This is a genomic window from Microcoleus sp. A6-C6, assembly GCF_036705955.1.
Taxonomy (GTDB): domain Bacteria; phylum Cyanobacteriota; class Cyanobacteriia; order Cyanobacteriales; family Microcoleaceae; genus Microcoleus.
In genome coordinates this window covers 22322-39304 of sequence record NZ_JAUBVR010000059.1, presented here as the reverse complement: position 1 = coordinate 39304, position 16983 = coordinate 22322, and the positions used below count along the sequence as shown (strand labels likewise).

The 16983-nt window shown below is 48.0% G+C and carries 13 protein-coding genes; 8 read left to right on the top strand and 5 right to left on the bottom strand.

Annotated features, from left to right (window positions below; translation table 11 throughout):
- Positions 1-382: 382 nt before the first annotated feature.
- The gene (gene secA, locus QUB52_RS21090; RefSeq protein WP_265234113.1) at positions 383-3199 is read right to left on the bottom strand and encodes a preprotein translocase subunit SecA; all 2817 of its coding nucleotides are present in this window, start codon (positions 3197-3199) and stop codon (positions 383-385) included.
- Positions 3200-3477: 278 nt separating this feature from the next.
- Positions 3478-4410 carry a ribonuclease Z gene (locus tag QUB52_RS21085; RefSeq protein ID WP_332974599.1) on the bottom strand — a complete coding sequence of 311 codons (933 nt, stop codon included), beginning with the start codon at positions 4408-4410 and terminating at the stop codon, positions 3478-3480.
- 269 nt (positions 4411-4679) lie between these two features.
- On the opposite strand from QUB52_RS21085, the gene QUB52_RS21080 reads away from it, so the two are divergent.
- The 3 genes from QUB52_RS21080 (at position 4680) to QUB52_RS21070 (ending at position 6294) form a co-directional block, all read left to right on the top strand.
- Complete coding sequence (locus QUB52_RS21080; RefSeq protein WP_332966777.1) at positions 4680-5855, top strand: SpoIID/LytB domain-containing protein; 1176 nt, start codon at positions 4680-4682, stop codon at positions 5853-5855.
- Complete coding sequence (locus QUB52_RS21075) at positions 5842-5976, top strand: hypothetical protein (RefSeq protein WP_332974598.1); 135 nt, start codon at positions 5842-5844, stop codon at positions 5974-5976. The genes QUB52_RS21080 and QUB52_RS21075 overlap by 14 nt, the downstream gene beginning before the upstream one ends.
- Positions 5977-6042: 66 nt before the next feature.
- Positions 6043-6294, top strand: coding sequence for a hypothetical protein (locus tag QUB52_RS21070; protein ID WP_332974597.1), 252 nt, complete (start codon positions 6043-6045; stop codon positions 6292-6294).
- Positions 6295-6544: 250 nt separating this feature from the next.
- Here the strand turns inward: QUB52_RS21070 and QUB52_RS21065 are convergent, their stop codons facing one another.
- Complete coding sequence (locus tag QUB52_RS21065) at positions 6545-7864, bottom strand: hypothetical protein (protein WP_332974596.1); 1320 nt, start codon at positions 7862-7864, stop codon at positions 6545-6547.
- A gap of 388 nt (positions 7865-8252) precedes the next feature.
- On the opposite strand from QUB52_RS21065, the gene QUB52_RS21060 reads away from it, so the two are divergent.
- Together QUB52_RS21060 and gatC are read left to right on the top strand one after the other, a co-directional pair.
- On the top strand, positions 8253-8774 hold the full coding sequence (locus tag QUB52_RS21060; protein WP_265234108.1) for a photosystem I assembly protein Ycf3: 522 nt from the start codon (positions 8253-8255) through the stop codon (positions 8772-8774).
- 176 nt (positions 8775-8950) lie between these two features.
- Entirely contained in the window at positions 8951-9232 is a 282-nt protein-coding gene (gene gatC / locus QUB52_RS21055) for an Asp-tRNA(Asn)/Glu-tRNA(Gln) amidotransferase subunit GatC (protein ID WP_265234143.1), read from the top strand.
- Positions 9233-9452: 220 nt separating this feature from the next.
- Here the strand turns inward: gatC and QUB52_RS21050 are convergent, their stop codons facing one another.
- Positions 9453-11498, bottom strand: coding sequence for a serine/threonine-protein kinase (locus QUB52_RS21050; RefSeq protein WP_265234107.1), 2046 nt, complete (start codon positions 11496-11498; stop codon positions 9453-9455).
- A 381-nt stretch (positions 11499-11879) separates the two neighbouring features.
- On the opposite strand from QUB52_RS21050, the gene msrP reads away from it, so the two are divergent.
- Positions 11880-12863, top strand: coding sequence for a protein-methionine-sulfoxide reductase catalytic subunit MsrP (msrP, locus tag QUB52_RS21045; RefSeq protein ID WP_265234106.1), 984 nt, complete (start codon positions 11880-11882; stop codon positions 12861-12863).
- A gap of 265 nt (positions 12864-13128) precedes the next feature.
- Positions 13129-13788, top strand: coding sequence for a Uma2 family endonuclease (locus tag QUB52_RS21040; RefSeq protein ID WP_265234105.1), 660 nt, complete (start codon positions 13129-13131; stop codon positions 13786-13788).
- Positions 13789-13849: 61 nt separating this feature from the next.
- Here the strand turns inward: QUB52_RS21040 and miaA are convergent, their stop codons facing one another.
- Positions 13850-14755 carry a tRNA (adenosine(37)-N6)-dimethylallyltransferase MiaA gene (gene miaA / locus QUB52_RS21035; protein WP_332969121.1) on the bottom strand — a complete coding sequence of 302 codons (906 nt, stop codon included), beginning with the start codon at positions 14753-14755 and terminating at the stop codon, positions 13850-13852.
- Between the two features lie 287 nt (positions 14756-15042).
- On the opposite strand from miaA, the gene gyrB reads away from it, so the two are divergent.
- Complete coding sequence (gene gyrB, locus QUB52_RS21030) at positions 15043-16983, top strand: DNA topoisomerase (ATP-hydrolyzing) subunit B (RefSeq protein WP_265234103.1); 1941 nt, start codon at positions 15043-15045, stop codon at positions 16981-16983.

The window sequence follows — 16983 nt, the reverse complement described above, 5'->3', positions numbered from 1 at the left end:
CTATCCTTTCTCTTCGCTGTGCTTATCTCAACGGTCAACTTTCAATTTGATGTATTTGCCAAAGTGAGATGCACCCGGGCTTAATCAAGTCTTCAACCTGCGGAGGCGGGTGAAAGTTTGTGTAGACGCGGTTTCAACCGCCGTCTTATCTAAATGTTCATTGGTGTCAACTTAAGACTAAAACCCTTGATAAGTCTCGTTTGTAGCCTATGCCAGATCCCCCTAAATCCCCCTTAAGAAGGGGGACTTTGAGTTCTTCTTGTCCCCCTCTTGTTAAGGGGGATTTAGGGGGATCTGGTCTTAGTCGCCAAACAGCAGTCTATGAATACGTTTGACGTTAAGTTGACACCTATGAACAATGTTGTGTCCCTACAAATCCCCTCTAAACCATCTCCGGCGAAACCTGCATTGCCGGCTGCGGCTGGAACTGGAACAGCGAATAAACCACATTCCGGCGAATATCCGTCATCATGTCCAAAAACAACTCGTAACCTTCAGTTTTGTACTCGATTAACGGGTCTTTCTGGCCGTAACCACGCAGGCCCACAGACTCGCGCAAAGCATCCATTTGCTGCAAGTGTTCCCGCCACAAAGTATCAATTTGCTGCAAAATAAAGAACCGCTCAGCATCGCGCATCAATTCGGATCGGATGGCATTAACTTCCGCTTCCTTCATGTCGTAAGCATTGCGGACTTGTTCGTGGAGGAAAGTTTTAGTTTCTTCAACTGACAAATCTTCTAATTGATCCGGAGTCATGTCAGCCAACAGATAAACAAATTCCTTCACCTTGCTGACAAGTTTGTCGAGTTCCCATTCTTCCGAAGGCAAATCGGGATTGATGTATGCTCCCACGATGTCGTCCATCGTTTGTTCTGCATATTTAATTACCTGTTCCTTCGAGTCCAAACCTTCCAATACTCGGCGACGTTCTGCATAGATGGCTCGACGCTGATTGTTCATCACTTCGTCGTATTCAAATACCTGCTTACGGATGTCGTAATAGTAGGTTTCGACTTTTTTCTGAGCACCTTCGAGGGAACCGGTTAGCATTCGAGATTCGATCGGCATATCTTCCTCAACACCGAAAGCCTTCATCAAACCAGCCACCCGTTCGCCGCCAAAAATTCTGAGCAAATTGTCTTCCAAACTCAAGAAAAACCGCGTAGAACCGGGGTCTCCTTGCCGTCCCGCCCTGCCCCGCAACTGATTGTCAATCCGGCGCGATTCGTGGCGTTCGGTACCGATAACGTGCAGGCCACCCAACTGCACCACTTCATCGTGTTCGGTGCTGGTAAAGGCATCGTACTCGCTGCGAGTTACATTGTAAGCTTCCCGCAATTTTTGAATTACGATGTCTTTTGTTGGTGCTTTTTCCGAGGCTACAGCCACGATATCATCGGCTTGTAATTCCGAGAGCGATCGCTCCCCGTACTCCTTCACCGCCAATTCCACCGAAGCTTTCAGCAGTTGCTCAGCATTTTTCGATAGCTGCGTCGGGAAAATCTGCGCCGAAGCTTTCCAAGACTTGCCTTTTTTCGCAGTTTGACCAAAACCTTGAGCTGCGGGGCGGCCGCCAATACCCGGCACTTGCACCAGCGAAAAGCCTTCTCCATCTTCGGGCTGGACGATTCTGGGCATCAAATACTCACGCAACTTGAGGCGGCCCATGTACTCAGAATTACCGCCCAGAATGATGTCTGTACCGCGTCCTGCCATGTTCGTGGCGATCGTCACAGCACCTTTGCGTCCAGCTTGAGCGATAATTTCCGACTCCCGCTCGACATTTTCCGGTTTAGCATTCAGCAAATTGTGAGGAATTTTGCGTTCCTGGAGCAGCCGCGACAGCAACTCCGACTTTTCAACGCTTGTCGTGCCCACCAGCACCGGCCGACCGATCTCGTGCATTTCTGCGCATTCTTGGGCGATCGCATTCCACTTACCGGCCTCCGCCTTGTAAACCATATCTGAAAGGTCGCCACGGCTCGGAATCCGGTTAGTGGGAATCAATGTGACTTCCAGACTATAAATTTTCTCAAATTCTGTCTCCTCAGTCTTCGCCGTCCCAGTCATCCCCGACAACTTCGGATACAGCAAAAAGAAATTCTGATAAGTAATAGTCGCTAGCGTCTGAGTTTCCGGCTGAATTTCCGCCCGTTCCTTCGCTTCTATAGCCTGGTGCAAACCGTCACTCCAGCGCCTTCCCGGCATCACCCGGCCTGTGAATTCATCGACAATCACCACTTCGCGATCGGCATTGACGATGTAGTTAATATCCTTAATAAACAATTCCTTCGCCTTAATCGCATTAAAAATGTAATGCGCCCAAGGGTCAGCCGGGTCGTACAAATCCGTAACGCCTAACAAATTCTCAGCTTCACCAAACCCTTCATCGGTCAACAGCACATTCCGCGCCTTTTCGTCAACCTCGTAATGTTCCTCATTTTCCTTTCTCAGAGCAGCAGCCACCTCAGCCGCCCGGAGGTATTTCTCGCTGGGGCGTTCCACCTGGCCCGAAATAATCAGAGGTGTCCGAGCTTCATCGATCAGCACCGAGTCAACCTCGTCAATCACGCAGAAATTAAAAGGACGCTGGACTACATCTTCCATCACAGTAGCCATGTTGTCCCGCAAATAATCAAAGCCCACTTCGCTGTTCGTCGCGTAGGTAATGTCGCAGCTATAATTTTTCTTGCGTTCCACCTGATCCATGCCCTGCTGAATCAGTCCCACAGTCAATCCCAGGAAGCGGTGCACCTGCCCCATCCATTCCGCGTCCCGTCTTGCGAGATAATCGTTGACGGTGATGATGTGCACGCCTTTACCGTTGAGGGCGTTGAGGTAAGCCGGCAGCGTCGCCACCAAAGTTTTGCCTTCACCGGTTTTCATTTCGGCAATTTGGCCTTTATGCAGGATGATGCCGCCGAGGAGTTGGACATCAAAGTGGCGCATTCCCAAAACTCGCTGTCCCGCTTCCCGCACCACTGCAAAAGCTTCTGGCAAGATTTCGTCTAGGATTTCTTTCTCTTCGTTAAGAGATTTAGCTTTTGCCAGACGTTCTTGAAACTCCGCCGTTTTGCCTCTCAGGTCGTCGTCTGAGAGGGAGTGGAAGTCTTCTTCCAAGATATTGATATCAGCTACCCAAGGCTGAAATTTTCTAAGTTTGCGCGCGTTGGGATCGCCTAGGAGATTTTTAAACATGGCAGGAGAGGCAGATTTTTAATAATTTAGCTATTAGGTTTCAGGGTTACGGGCTGTAGTGTTAGCCACAACATATACCCTCCCCGATTGTAGCAACCATTGGCTGTTGCAGGTCGTCGCGGCGGTCGATCGCGCGGAGTTAGGCTTGACAATGGCTCAGCTAGAGATAGTCGCAGGACGCACTCGACACATCGAAACCCGGTTGCTTGTGTCATACCTGTCGAGTGAATCTCAAATCGAAAAATGGAAAATCTCAAATCGACTGACGCATCCCACGACTACTCAGGCCGCGGTATTTCGCAAGTCAGGAAATCGTAGGCCATTTTCGTATTCGGAAAAATTGCCTGGGCTTCCTTGAGCAAATCGTCTAGGACGATCGCATTTCCTGGAGCGTAACGCGGGCTAAAATGCGTCATAATTAACTGTTTCGCCCCGGCTAGCAAAGCAACTTGAGCCGCCATTGTTGAGGTTGAATGCAGGCGATCGAAAGCCATTTGAGCATCTTGATGGGCAAAAGTCGCTTCGTGTACCAACAAATCAGCATCCTTCGCCAATGCCACCGCGCTGTCACAAAAAACCGTGTCAGTACAATACACAAATTTGCGCCCAACTTGATCCGGGCCACAAAAATCAGTACCTTTAAACTGTCGCCCATCCGATAACTTTACGGTCTTTCCTTGTTTTAATTGGCCGTAAAGTGGCCCGGAAGGAATACCCACATCCTTCGCTTTTTCGACATCAAAATGTCCCGGCCGGTCTTTCTCGGTGACACGATAACCAAAAGCAGTTACTCGGTGTTTCAAAGGAGCGCACCTAACAATATATTCGTCATCTTCATAGATAACTCCCTCATGACTTTTGTGCACCTTCACCGGGTAAGAAAAATGAGTTTGAGAATAGCGAACGCCAGCTTGCAAATATTCTTCAAGTCCCGGAGGCCCATAAAGATCGATGCGCTTGACATTCCCCGCCAAACCGCAGCTAGCCATCAAACCCATTAAGCCGAAAATGTGGTCGCCGTGCAGGTGAGTGATGAAAATGCGGCTCAGTTGGCTGACTTTGAGCTCGCTGCGGAGAAACTGGTGCTGAGTTCCTTCCCCGCAGTCAAACAGCCAGAGTTCCGCTCGCTGGGGCAAGCGGAGGGCGATGCTGGAAACGTTGCGCGATCGCGTGGGGACGCCGGAGCTAGTTCCGAGAAATGTAATCTGCAAGAGTCAAATCACCTCAATTAAATCTTAAAAAATATGTTACAAATATCCAGGGTGCGGTCAATCCGACATAAAGGAAATATTCGCAGGCAGGAACCGGGATAAATCGCTGTTGCTGCTAGCATCTAGTCGCTCCAATCATTTTGACTAGCGCACAAAGTGCCAAACCCAATTCTAACGTTTTCTTTCTGCGGTTCCGCTTCCTTTTTCCCGAACCGAACCTTGGTCTTAAAAATTCTCAAACTCATATAGCACAAGAGGAAATTTTTCAAATGCAGTCAGGAGTGTTCTTTGGTTCCATTGTTTCGACATTAAAAAAACGCTATTTTTGGATTTCGCTGTTGTTGTGGCTGGTCATGGTGGCCCCAGCACAGGCCGCGCTGATTTTGCGAGTTGCGGTACAAGACGGGACAAGTCAGATTAAGGTCGGCAGTTCTACTAAGGCTGCAATCCGCGACGGTAGCGGGCGCAATTTGGGCGAACTGTCGGCAAATAGTTCTCAGTCGGCTCAATTTCGATCGGGAACTGTGGCAATTGGCCGCTGGGCTGCCAATCAAATTTGGATCGAGCCGACGGGGAACGGTTATGTTTGGATTGGCGATCGATGGTATCGCGGACGCACCCTTGTAGTTCCCGAAAAAGGAGCCTTGACTGCGGTCAACTACGTCGATATCGAACAGTATCTCTACAGCGTTCTCGGCGCCGAAATGAGTGGCAATTGGCCTCAAGAGGCTTTGAAAGCCCAAGCAGTCGCCGCCCGTTCCTACGCTCTCCACCAGCGCCTCAAAAGCGAAACCGACCTTTACGATGTGGACGACACTCAATCATCGCAGGTTTACAAAGGACTGCAAACAGAATCTTCGGGTACTTATAGCGCAGTCGATGCTACCGCAGGTCAAGTTCTCGCCTACAACGGTCAGATTATTCTAGCCGTTTTCCACTCGGCATCTGGCGGACATACCGAAAATGTTGAGGATGTTTGGACGGAATCCCTGCCTTACCTGCGCGGTGTTCCTGACTTCGACCAAGGCGCGCCGGTTTACCAGTGGAAAGAAAACTTTTCCCGCGCTCAAATGAGCAGCAAGATTTCGGGCGTCGGTAACGTAATCTCGATGAAGCCAGAACGCACTACCGCTTACGGCAGCGTTTTGTCCATGAAAGTAGTCGGAGATGGTGGTTCTAGGGTGATGACTGGCGCGGATTTACGTCGGGTTCTAAATTTGAGGAGTACCCGCTTTACCGTGATTCCTCAGTACGGCGGGATTGTTAGTGGGAGAAATGGCGGGCAGCCTCCTAAGGGTTTTCAAGTTGCTGGTAAAGGTTTCGGTCACGCTGTGGGGATGAGTCAGTGGGGGGCTTACAATTTGGCTAGACAGGGATACGGCTACCAGCAGATTTTGTTGCACTATTACCGGGGCGCTGCTTTGGCTAGAATTGCTGTGCAGTAACTGCTGGGAAGAAGGAAGAGGGAAGAGGGAAGAAGGAAGAAGGAAGAGGGAAGAGGGAAGAAGGAAGAGGGAAGAAGGAAGAGGGAAGAAGGAAGAGGGAAGAGGGAAGAGGGAAGAATAATTCCCAATTCCCAATTTCCAATTACTAATGACTAATGACTAATGACTAACTAAATTAAGGATTTCTATGCAAAAGTGGGAGTATTTATTGGTGGATGCGAATATGTATCCTTTTGGAAATAAGCTAATTAGTTTATATGTAAATGGTGAAGAAATGCGAGATTGGAAACAAGGCTCGCTGCATCTATTTGTTAATCAATTGGGGGAGGAAGGGTGGGAACTTGTGGCTCTCCGCCACGACTCGAAGTATGACCAAAATTGTTTGATTTTTAAACGCCCTAAAATTGTTAAAAAAACTCGGATCACGAAAATTTCATAGCTCAATAAAAATTGAAATTTTGCACCATTTTTAGCAACTGGCTAGAAGCCAGTTCCACAATAAAGATATTGGATTGTGGAACGGGCATCTTGTCTGTTCTGAACTGGCTAGAAGCCAGTTCCACCATAAAGATATTGGATTGTGGCAAAGGTTCTCAAAAAAGTCAGGTATGTCCTATGCCCTATGTCCTATGCCCTATGCCCTATGCCCTATGCCGTTCGCGTACCTCATCTTTCTGAGAAGGGCTATATTATGAGTTGTCCGATCGCCCAATTCGCCGCTGCCATTCGGCATCTATTTTTGCTGACTGTTCTAGTTCTTGTTGAGTTAATTCGGTTTCTGTGGTATAAGCTAAGTCTTCTCCAGTCAGAACGTTTTCGGCTGCAAATTCCTGAGCGTAGGCCAGTTTTTGCTGCAAGTTGGCATCGGGTTGGTTTAATAACATGGCTCGCTGCTGTCGCTCTTGATTCCGAGCTTCTATCTGGCTATTTTTCCACTGAATCCAGAAGTAGCGAATTAAGGGAATTGTGAGAAATCCGACGCCGTAAATCAGCAGGATTGGATAAATACCGCTGACTAAACTGATAAATCCACCTGCGATCGCACTTTTAGTCAATAAATTCCCCAAAACTAACGCACCGACAAGATTTACGGCTCCCAACCCTGCTGCGAGCATGACTTGGCCGGAGCTAGCTTGGCTGAAACGCCACAGCATTTCTCGCAAATAAGCTGTTACTGGTTGAGCATTTTGCTGGGCGGCTGTGGTTTGCAATTGCGGAAAATGGTAGACTATTTGCCCTTCGGGACTGACTTCGGGGCGGCCGTCAAAACGCGCGAGAGCTGGTAACATATATTCTTCGTATTCTCGGGTGTATCCCTGTCCGAGATTGTCGAGATAGGGCGCAATTTGTTCGGCGGCGACGGCACCTCGGTTGTTGCGAATTGCGGCGGCAATATCGCTCCACTTGCGCTCTTCTAGATTGTTATTGGGATTGCCATCTCCAAATATAAAGGAGAAAACTGCTTCCAGAAAACTCATCTGGGGTTTTTGGCCGGTTACGCGCGATCGCTGGTAGGAAGGTTCGTCATGGTTCCAGTAAAATATCCAGATTAAGTCGTTCCAGAAGTAGGGAAAAAAGAAAAAGCTGCCCCCTCCATCTCCTCCGCCGCCGTCGCCTCCTCCGCCGCCTCCTCCTCCGTTATCGTTGTTGCTCATGCTGGAGAGTAAAAGCGTGATCGCCACAAAAATTAAGAGGATGGAAGCTACCAGCACTATGCCAAAAGATATCCGAATCAGGTAAAATAGAACTTTCCAGATTTTTTGCCACCATTCTTGCAACTGCAAGCGCAAAAATTTGTTTCGCAAAATATCTCGAAAGTTGTTGGGAAATATGTAGGCAATGTCGCCGGATTCTGCTACTTGCAGGTTGCCGCCTGCTTCGGAGGCGAGGGTTAACAGTTCTCGTTGGGCAAAATTGACATCTAATCCAGCTTTTGCCGCCACGTCTCCAACCGTAACGCGGTAGCCAAGTTGTTCGACGGCTTGCATAATGGTGGGATTCGGAGCCATAGGTTTCTCTCTGTGAAAATTACCCGTTGTTTTTATTATATTGCGGGAATTGGAGCTGGTGAAGGTCGATCGGGCTTCTCATTTTTTTTGCTGTCGCCCTTGACTTGGGAGCCAAATATTGCTATCGTTTTCGGCGATCGCCCGTATAGCCGGGAAATAGGTTAAAGAAATGTGGTTTTTTTTGCAAGTCTGACAATAGTTCTTTAAAATAGATGGGACTTGCGCGAGCCCGGCCTCGCAAGCGCGTGTTTTCAGGTTTGCAGTTGTGTCTCATCAGCCTTTGCAAGCGTCCTCGGCGCAAATCTCAACCCAAACAGTTGCAAAACTCTTAATAGGAAAACTTTACAGGCTAATTTTTCTGATTAGCCACTAACCCAAAAATTGAATTATGCCAAGAACTCAACGCAACGATAACTTTATTGACAAAAGTTTCACAGTAATGGCCGATATCATTCTGAAGATTATGCCGGCGAAAAAGCAGGCTAAGGAAGCTTTTGCTTATTATCGGGATGGTATGTCGGCTCAAGCTGATGGCGAATATGCTGAAGCGCTGGACAATTATCATGAAGCGCTGAAGATTGAGGAAGATCCTTACGATCGCAGTTATGTCTTGTACAATATGGCTCTAATCCATACTAGCAACGGCGAACACGATAAAGCTTTGGAGTATTACAGCGAAGCGCTTGAACTGAATCCGAGAATGCCACAAGCGCTGAATAATATTGCTGTGATTTATCACTATCAAGGGGAAAGGGAGAAGGAAGCTGGCAATATTGAAGGGGCGGAAGGGCTGTTTGACAAAGCTGCGGATTATTGGAAGGAGGCTATTCGCTTGGCGCCCAACAATTACATTGAGGTGCAAAATTGGCTGAAAACAACAGGGCGATCGCAGATTGATGTGTATTTTTAACTATGATAGGAATGGGGCATGGGGCATGGGGCATGGGGCATGGGGCATAGTTAATAGTTAGTAGTTAATAGTTAGTAGTTTCTCTAATAACAAATAACAAATAACAAATAACAAATAACCAATTTCCTATGCCCTATGCCCTATGCCCTATGCCCAATTCCCAATTACCGATTTTTATGATTGATAGAGAAGAAGTTCGGAAAGTAGCGAATTTAGCCAGATTGGAATTAACGCCTGAAGAAGAAGAGCAGTTTACTGGTCAACTGAACGGTATTTTGGATTATTTTGAACAGTTGAGTGAACTGGATACGAGTAAGGTAAAGCCGACAACGCGGGCGATCGATGTTAGTAATGTAATGCGATCGGACGATTTGCAACCTTTTGCTAATGGAGAGAGTATTTTGGCTGGTGCTCCCGATCGCGATGGTGAGTTTTTCAAAGTCCCTAAAATTATGTAGGGTGGAAGTAGAACTCTTTCAATCGCCGACTGTGATGTATTTTGTGTCAGAATCCCCAACCAAAATCGTTTATTTGGTTGGGGATTTTTTAAACTCGATCGCCCGCGCCAACAAAAACAGGACTTACGCAGAACAGATACTCCCATTGTCCGCGCGCGAGTTAAGCAATGACAGAAATAGCTTGTAAGTCATCAAAAACTAGCGCCGACGATCGCAAAAATCAAGGAGAAGGAGACAGTTCCCACACCTTAATCGTGTCGTCATAACTGCCGCTGATCAAAGTTTTGTCTTGAGGGTTAAAAGCCAATTCCACCCAAGTCGAATGACCTTTCAGTGTGCCCTGTTCCCCGCCATCCATCGCCCACAGCTTGATAGTTCCGCTCAAATCGCCGCTGGCTAGCGTCGCACCGTCGGGACTGAAAGCTAGAGACTGAATTCGATCGGTATGACCGGCAAAAGTCGCCTCACCGGACGGTTCGGGCCCGTGATCCGTGGTGATATCCCAAACCCTCACCGTATTGTCCCAGCCGCCGCTGGCCAAAATTTTACCGTCCGGGCTGATAGTCAGCGCCGAAACAGCATCAACATGACCCGTGAGAGTGGCTTGAAATTCCCCAGTCTTCCAATTCCACATCTTAATCGTACCGTCGCCGTTGCCAGTAAACAGAGTGTCTTTATAGGAACTGAAAGCCACTGAATGCACTTCGTCTGCAATCCCTTTGAGAGTTTGCAACTCGGCCCCGCCTTCAACTTGCCACAGTTTCAAAGTATTGTCTTTGCCGACACTGGCGAGGGCTTGGCCGTCGGGACTGAACACCACCGAGAACACCCCGTCTGTGTGTCCGTCCAACGTCCGAATTAACTGGCCAGAATAGAAATTCCACAGTTTAATCGTACCGTCAGCGCCGCCACTGGCGATCGTCCTGCCATCGGGACTCACTGCCACAGACCACACAGGTCCCAAATGTCCTCGTAAAACCTTGAGCACTTTGCCGTGACGCTTGTGCAGCAGGAGAATTGTGCCGTCATTGTTCCCGCTGACGATGACGCGGCCGTTGGGAGTGACTGCTACCGCCCACACCGGATTTTTGTCTTGATCCACCAGAGTCCGCACTGCGGGCCGTGACAGCGATGGCTCAGTGTTGAAATTCTGCATGGGGGGCGGGTCGAACCGAATGTCGGGAATGCTAGAAACAGGCTCACCAGCAGTGAAAGCCTCTGATACGGGAGATGACAAGCGAGAACCCAGCACTACTGAAATCAAGGCAAGTACGGTTCCCCCCCACAAAGCTAAAGTCCACTTGGGTTTGCTGACAATCACCTCTATCGGTGTCGGGCCGTATTTCATGTCTGTGAGAATTGCTTCGATCGATCGATAGCGTTTTGATGGTTCTCGCTGCACCATTTTATCCAGGATGCGGCCGAGTCTGCCCGAAACTGGTACTTTCAAATAATGCCTCCAGGCCCAAGCGTCGGCTTTGATGTCAAACAAATCAAAGGGCGACATTCCCGTTAACAAGTGAATGCAAGTCACGCCCAAACTGTAGATGTCGCTGCTCTTAATTGCTTCACCTTTAATTTGTTCCGGCGCCGCGTATTCGGCAGAACCCGTCACCGTTTCTGTTTTCAGCGGCCCGCTGTTGGCAGGAATTGCGGCGCCAAAATCGACCAAAACTAGCCCGGATTCTTCATCCCAAGAATGCAGGTGCTCTTTCTCGGCTATTGCTGCGGAGGTTTGGGAAGATTTGCGGTGAATAATATTGGACGGTTTGATATCTCGGTGAATCAGTTGATTTTCGTGCACAAGTTCCAGCACGGGTAACAACTCGCTCAGCAGATACCAAATGTGCATTTCTTTAAGAACACCTTTTTCCGAAAGCCGATCAGCCAAATTGCGGCCTTCGATGTATTCTTGCACTAAATACTGGCAGCCTTCGACTTCAAAAGATGCCAGCAGTTTCGGTATTTGGGGATGTTTACCCAACTCGTCGAGCCGCTCGGCCGAGCCGCGAAATGTCCGGTTTAGCTGTTTTTGACCGTCGGCGACTGACGGTACGGGTGCGCAGAACTGTTGAATGACGCAGCGGGGTTGCGCTGGTTGGTCTTCATCGACTGCTAGGAAGGTGCCGCAAGCGAGACTTTGACCGAGGGTGTGAAAGACTCGGTAGCGGCCTTTGAGCAGCAAGTTTGACTCGCAACTTGTGCAGACTGTCGCGCGATCGAGATTTTGGGGATTCTGGCAATTGGGATTTATGCAGTAACTCATTTGTCTTTCCGCTGGAGACCCCCGTCCGACTTAAAGGGAGGAGTGGGGGAGGAAAGCGGGGCGGTGCGTGCCGCTTCCTGTGGACAAATTAAATAATTTGAATCTTTGCTTGATCATAATTGTTTCCGAGATTTTAGCCACAATTGCTTCTGTCGATCGCGCGTAAATTTTTGCTGACTTTCTTCCGAGAGAGGTTTAATAGGTCGATCGAACCGAGCTGTGAGATTACTCGGCTGGACTCGCTCTCAACGAATTAGGCTATACTGTCATTGCAGATACAGTAATTGCGGCGATGGAGTCAATCTCAAAGCTCAAATCGACTGAAAAATTGAAATTTTGGCAACTTCGGCCAAACTAACTAATAACTTTTAACTATTACTTATGCCCTTAATTCGCGTTGCCAAACCTTGGGAAATTCTCGACTCAGAAATTACCCCAGAAACAGCATTTTTCAACCGTCGCCGTTTCATGACCAATTTAATTGGCGCTGGCGTGACAGCTTCGCTGCTGCCGCTGACAGGCTGTCAAAGCAGTGATAGCTCAAAAACGGCTCTGGACAAAGGCTCAACCCAAGCATACGCGGGATTGAACCGGAATCCGGCTTTTGCAAAAGTCGATCGGGCAATTACCGACGAAGCCTTAGCTACAAAATACAACAACTTTTACGAATATGGCGGCACAAAATCTATTTGGCAAGCCGCTCAAGCTTTACCAACCGAAAACTGGAAAGTAGAAATAGGCGGTTTAGTCAAAAATCCCCGCACCTACGATATTGACGACCTCCACAAAAAATTCCCCATCGAAGAACGAGTTTATCGATTTCGCTGCGTAGAAGCCTGGTCGATGGTAGTTCCTTGGGTCGGATTTCCCATGAAATTACTCATGGCTGATGTCGAACCACAATCAAACGCTAAATTCGTTCGCTTCACCTCATTTTACGACTCAAAAATCACTCCCGGCCCCGGTTTGATGTCGCAATTTTATCCTTGGCCTTACACCGAAGGTATGCGAATTGAAGAAATGGCAAACGATTTAGCATTTTTTGCTACAGGTTTGTATGGGCGGCGGCTACCAAAACAAAATGGTGCGCCCCTGCGGCAAGTGATTCCGTGGAAATACGGTTTTAAGGGTGCGAAATCAATTGTAAAAATTGAATTTGTCGAAAAACAACCCGCCACTTTTTGGAATACCATCGGCCCCAACGAATACGCCTTTGAAGCAAACGTCGAACCCGACAAACCACACCCCAGATGGTCACAGGCTAGCGAACGGGTAGTCGGTCCCGGTAACAGTTGGTCGTGGGAAACTCGCCCAACTTTGCCCTATAACGGTTACGGCGAATATGTGGCAAGTCTTTACAGTTAATTAAGTCCGCTAGATATAATTTGAGGAACAGGCTTTGCGGCTTCTTCCTCACATAATTAATTTCTCTTCTTTCTCTTTCTCAGCCGTCTCTGCGTTCTCTGCGGTTAATTTAAAAAATCTTTTTTGTTCGCTTCATAAAAATGAAATACAGGACACGGCAGTGCCGTATCCCTACCCGATACCTGCACTATGTTTGTAAATTTTACCTTAAGTTTGAGTCCATCGACTATAATAAAAATTGATGAAGCTACCAAGGAATTGTTAAATGGTAACAACAACATCAACTCCCGTCGAGCATCAAACAACCCCAGAAAATCGAGTTATTTTAAAAAGTGTCAGTTGGTCAACTTTTAAAGCATTGCTGGCAGATGTTGGGGACGATAGAGCTTGGAGAATTGCTTACGATGGAGGAGTATTAGAAATCCGAATGCCACTGGAAGAACACGAAGAACCCAAACGACTGATAGAAAGCTTTGTGGAAGCCATTGTAGATGATCTGGGAATTGAACTTAGGAGTCTGGGTTCGCTGACTCTTGAACGAGAAGATTTAACTCGCGCTGTCGAACCTGATTCCTGTTTCTACATTCAAAATGAATCTTTAGTTAGAGGCAGAAATATCAATTTGCCAAATGATCCGCCGCCGGATTTAGCAATAGAGTCAGATTACACGAATTCTTCTGTGAATAAGTTTACAATTTATGCTGCTCTTGGTGTTCCCGAAATCTGGAGGTATCGGCGGGAATCTCTGCAAGTTTATCAATTGGTAGATGGGAAATATGAAATGTGCGATCGCAGTTTAGCTTTCCCCTTTTTACCCGTTGCAGAAATTCCCGGTTTCATCGAACAAAGCAGAACCATCGGACAGCGTGCGGCTGTGCGTTTTTTTCGACAAAGAATTAGAGAAATTTTACTAAGTCAAAAATAACACTTACATCTCTCTTTTCTCCTTCTCTGCGTCCTCTGCGCCCTCTGCGGTCAAAAAATTCTTATTGTTCGCAAAACTCTGCAACTCTTAGCCAAACCCGATCGCACAAATCCGGCGTGCTAACATCAAACCATTCAATTTCAGGATACGCTCGAAACCAAGTCCGCTGTCTCTTCGCAAATTGCCGCGTGTGCAAAACAGTCAAATTCTTAGCTTCCTCAAGCGTAATGTCACCAGCTAAATATTGTTTCATTTCCTGATATCCCAGGGTATTTAGCAGTGGTAAGTCGCAGCCGTATTTTTTACACAAATATTCGACTTCAGCTAACCAACCGCGTTCTAGCATTTGTTCGGTGCGCTGTTTTATCCGATCGCCCAAAACATCAATCTCACAATCCAACCCAATCTGTAGAATAGGATAATCGGGAGGATTTTCGCCCTGCTGTTCGGAAATAGAGCGACCAGTGACATAAAATACTTCCAGTGCTCGTAAGGTTCTGAAGGAATCGTTGAGGTGAATTTTCTCGGCGGCGGATCGATCGACCTGCTGCAACATCGCGTAACATTGAGATTGTCCGAGATCCGCAAGTTGCGATCGCAATTCGGGCATCGGTGCCACCATCGGAATTTTCAAACCCTTGACAATCGATTTGAGATACAAACCAGTCCCTCCCACCAACAACAGCGGGGGAGAAACGGGAAAATCGACATCAGCAATTATTTTTTGAGCTTGCTGTTGGTATTCTGCGAGTGTTAGAGTTTCTGTCGGATCGCAGATGTCAATCAAGTGATGCGGTACAGAAGCGCGATCGACCGCCGTCGGTTTTGCCGTTCCGATGTCAAATTCGCGGTACACTTGACGGGAATCTGCACTCAGGATCGAAGATTTCAGTCGCGAAGCCAAAGCCAAAGCCACTCCCGACTTCCCCGTCGCCGTCGCCCCACAAATTGTAATTAAACTAAACATAAGCTGTCGCAGATTTTAAAAGCATATTTCATTTCGCGATAAAAACCGTCAAATCCTCTCCTAGACTCTCATCCTCTCCACTTTCCCCTCACTCCATCCACTCATTCACCGCGCTACACCAGGAAAGTCGCGAAGCAATCTCACAACTATTCGCCTCCGTCCCCCTAATAAATTTGCATTTAGAAAGCCCTAGCATCGCCTTTAACGGTTTTGTGCTATAATTTTATGAGTTTTTCCATTTTAGAAGCTTTTGGGGCTTTAGGCCTCATTATTGGAGCTATTTTTGTATGACCAGCAGCTACAGCGCCGATCAGATTCAAGTTCTCGAAGGTCTCGAAGCAGTCCGCAAACGACCGGGGATGTACATCGGTACCACCGGCCCGCGAGGACTCCACCATCTAGTTTACGAGGTTGTGGACAATTCCATCGATGAGGCGCTGGCTGGCCACTGCACTCACATCGAGGTTGACATCAACGCCGACGGTTCCGTTACCGTGACAGACGACGGCCGGGGTATTCCGACCGGCATCGTTGCCAAGACTGGCAAATCGGGAATAGAAACAGTAATGACTGTACTCCACGCCGGCGGTAAATTTGGCGGTGGTGGCTACAAGGTTTCTGGAGGATTGCACGGTGTAGGTATTTCTGTTGTTAACGCGCTGTCCGAGTGGGTAGAAGTGACAGTTTGGCGCGACCAAAAAGAACATTTACAGCGCTACGAAAGAGGCAATCCAGTTACTGAACTTAATGCCAAGCCTAACAAAGGCACTCGCACCGGCACTTCAGTTTCTTTCTTGCCAGATACTCAAATATTTAGCACTGGCATTGAATTTGATTACACTATACTCGCGGGGCGCTTGCGAGAATTGGGTTACTTGAATGCGGGCGTGAGAATTACGTTTAGCGACCACCGTTTGGAACTGCTAAAAAGTGGCGAACCTCGCATCGAAACATACTGTTACGAGGGCGGAATCAAGGAATATATCGCCTACATGAACCGCGAAAAGCAGCCTCTGCACGAAGAAGTGATCTACGTGCAAGGAGAACGCAACAACGTGCATATAGAAGTGGCTTTGCAGTGGTGCGTCGATGCTTTTAGCGACAACGTTTTGGGTTTTGCGAACAACATTCGGACGATCGACGGCGGTACGCACTTAGAAGGTTTGAAAGCCGTTTTGACGCGGACGATGAATTCGATCGCCCGCAAGCGCAACAAAATCAAAGAACACGAACCCAACCTCGCCGGCGAAAACGTCCGGGAAGGTTTGACAGCAGTGATTTCTGTCAAAGTCCCAGACCCAGAATTTGAAGGTCAAACTAAAACTAAACTGGGTAATACAGAAGTCCGAGGAATTGTCGATTCCTTGGTAGGCGAAGTATTGACCGAATATTTGGAGTTTCGCCCCCAGGTAGCTGATGCTATTTTGGAAAAGGCAATTCAGGCATTTAAAGCCGCTGAAGCCGCCCGTCGTGCCCGCGATTTAGTGCGCCGGAAATCTGTTTTAGAATCGTCTCCTTTGCCTGGGAAATTAGCGGACTGTAGCTCCAGAGACCCCGCCCTGTCTGAGATATACCTGGTTGAAGGGGATTCTGCGGGCGGATCTGCCAAACAAGGACGCGATCGCCAATTCCAAGCAATCTTGCCTTTGCGCGGTAAAATTCTCAACATTGAGAAAACCGACGACGCCAAAATCTACAAAAATAACGAAATTCAATCGTTAATTACAGCGCTGGGTTTAGGTATTAAAGGCGAAGAATTTGATCCGTCGCAATTGCGGTATCACCACATAGTGATCATGACTGACGCGGACGTAGATGGAGCCCACATCCGCACGCTGTTGCTGACTTTCTTCTATCGCTATCAGCGCGCACTTGTAGAACAAGGTTACATCTATATTGCTTGTCCTCCTCTGTATAAAGTAGAACGGGGGCGCAATCATTACTACTGTTACAGTGAACGCGAAAGAAACAGTTTGATTCGCAATGAATTTCCGGCGAATGCTAACTACACCATCCAGCGGTTCAAAGGTTTGGGCGAAATGATGCCGACGCAGTTGTGGGATACGACGATGAACCCAGCAACTCGGACGCTGAAACGGGTGGAGATTGAGGATGCTGCTGAAGCCGATCGCATCTTTACGATCTTAATGGGCGATCGAGTCGCCCCCCGCCGCGAATTCATCGAAACCTACGGCCCCAAACTCAATATGCTCGACTTGGATATCTAA

What these genes read in the sequence shown, in the direction of transcription:
- secA (WP_265234113.1), bottom strand. Translation starts at nt 3,199, where the DNA reads ATGTTTAAAAATCTCCTAGGCGATCCCAACGCGCGCAAACTTAGAAAA.
- QUB52_RS21080 (WP_332966777.1), top strand. Translation starts at nt 4,680, where the DNA reads ATGCAGTCAGGAGTGTTCTTTGGTTCCATTGTTTCGACATTAAAAAAA.
- QUB52_RS21070 (WP_332974597.1), top strand. Translation starts at nt 6,043, where the DNA reads ATGCAAAAGTGGGAGTATTTATTGGTGGATGCGAATATGTATCCTTTT.
- QUB52_RS21065 (WP_332974596.1), bottom strand. Translation starts at nt 7,864, where the DNA reads ATGGCTCCGAATCCCACCATTATGCAAGCCGTCGAACAACTTGGCTAC.
- QUB52_RS21060 (WP_265234108.1), top strand. Translation starts at nt 8,253, where the DNA reads ATGCCAAGAACTCAACGCAACGATAACTTTATTGACAAAAGTTTCACA.
- gatC (WP_265234143.1), top strand. Translation starts at nt 8,951, where the DNA reads ATGATTGATAGAGAAGAAGTTCGGAAAGTAGCGAATTTAGCCAGATTG.
- QUB52_RS21050 (WP_265234107.1), bottom strand. Translation starts at nt 11,498, where the DNA reads ATGAGTTACTGCATAAATCCCAATTGCCAGAATCCCCAAAATCTCGAT.
- msrP (WP_265234106.1), top strand. Translation starts at nt 11,880, where the DNA reads ATGCCCTTAATTCGCGTTGCCAAACCTTGGGAAATTCTCGACTCAGAA.
- QUB52_RS21040 (WP_265234105.1), top strand. Translation starts at nt 13,129, where the DNA reads ATGGTAACAACAACATCAACTCCCGTCGAGCATCAAACAACCCCAGAA.
- miaA (WP_332969121.1), bottom strand. Translation starts at nt 14,755, where the DNA reads ATGTTTAGTTTAATTACAATTTGTGGGGCGACGGCGACGGGGAAGTCG.
- gyrB (WP_265234103.1), top strand. Translation starts at nt 15,043, where the DNA reads ATGACCAGCAGCTACAGCGCCGATCAGATTCAAGTTCTCGAAGGTCTC.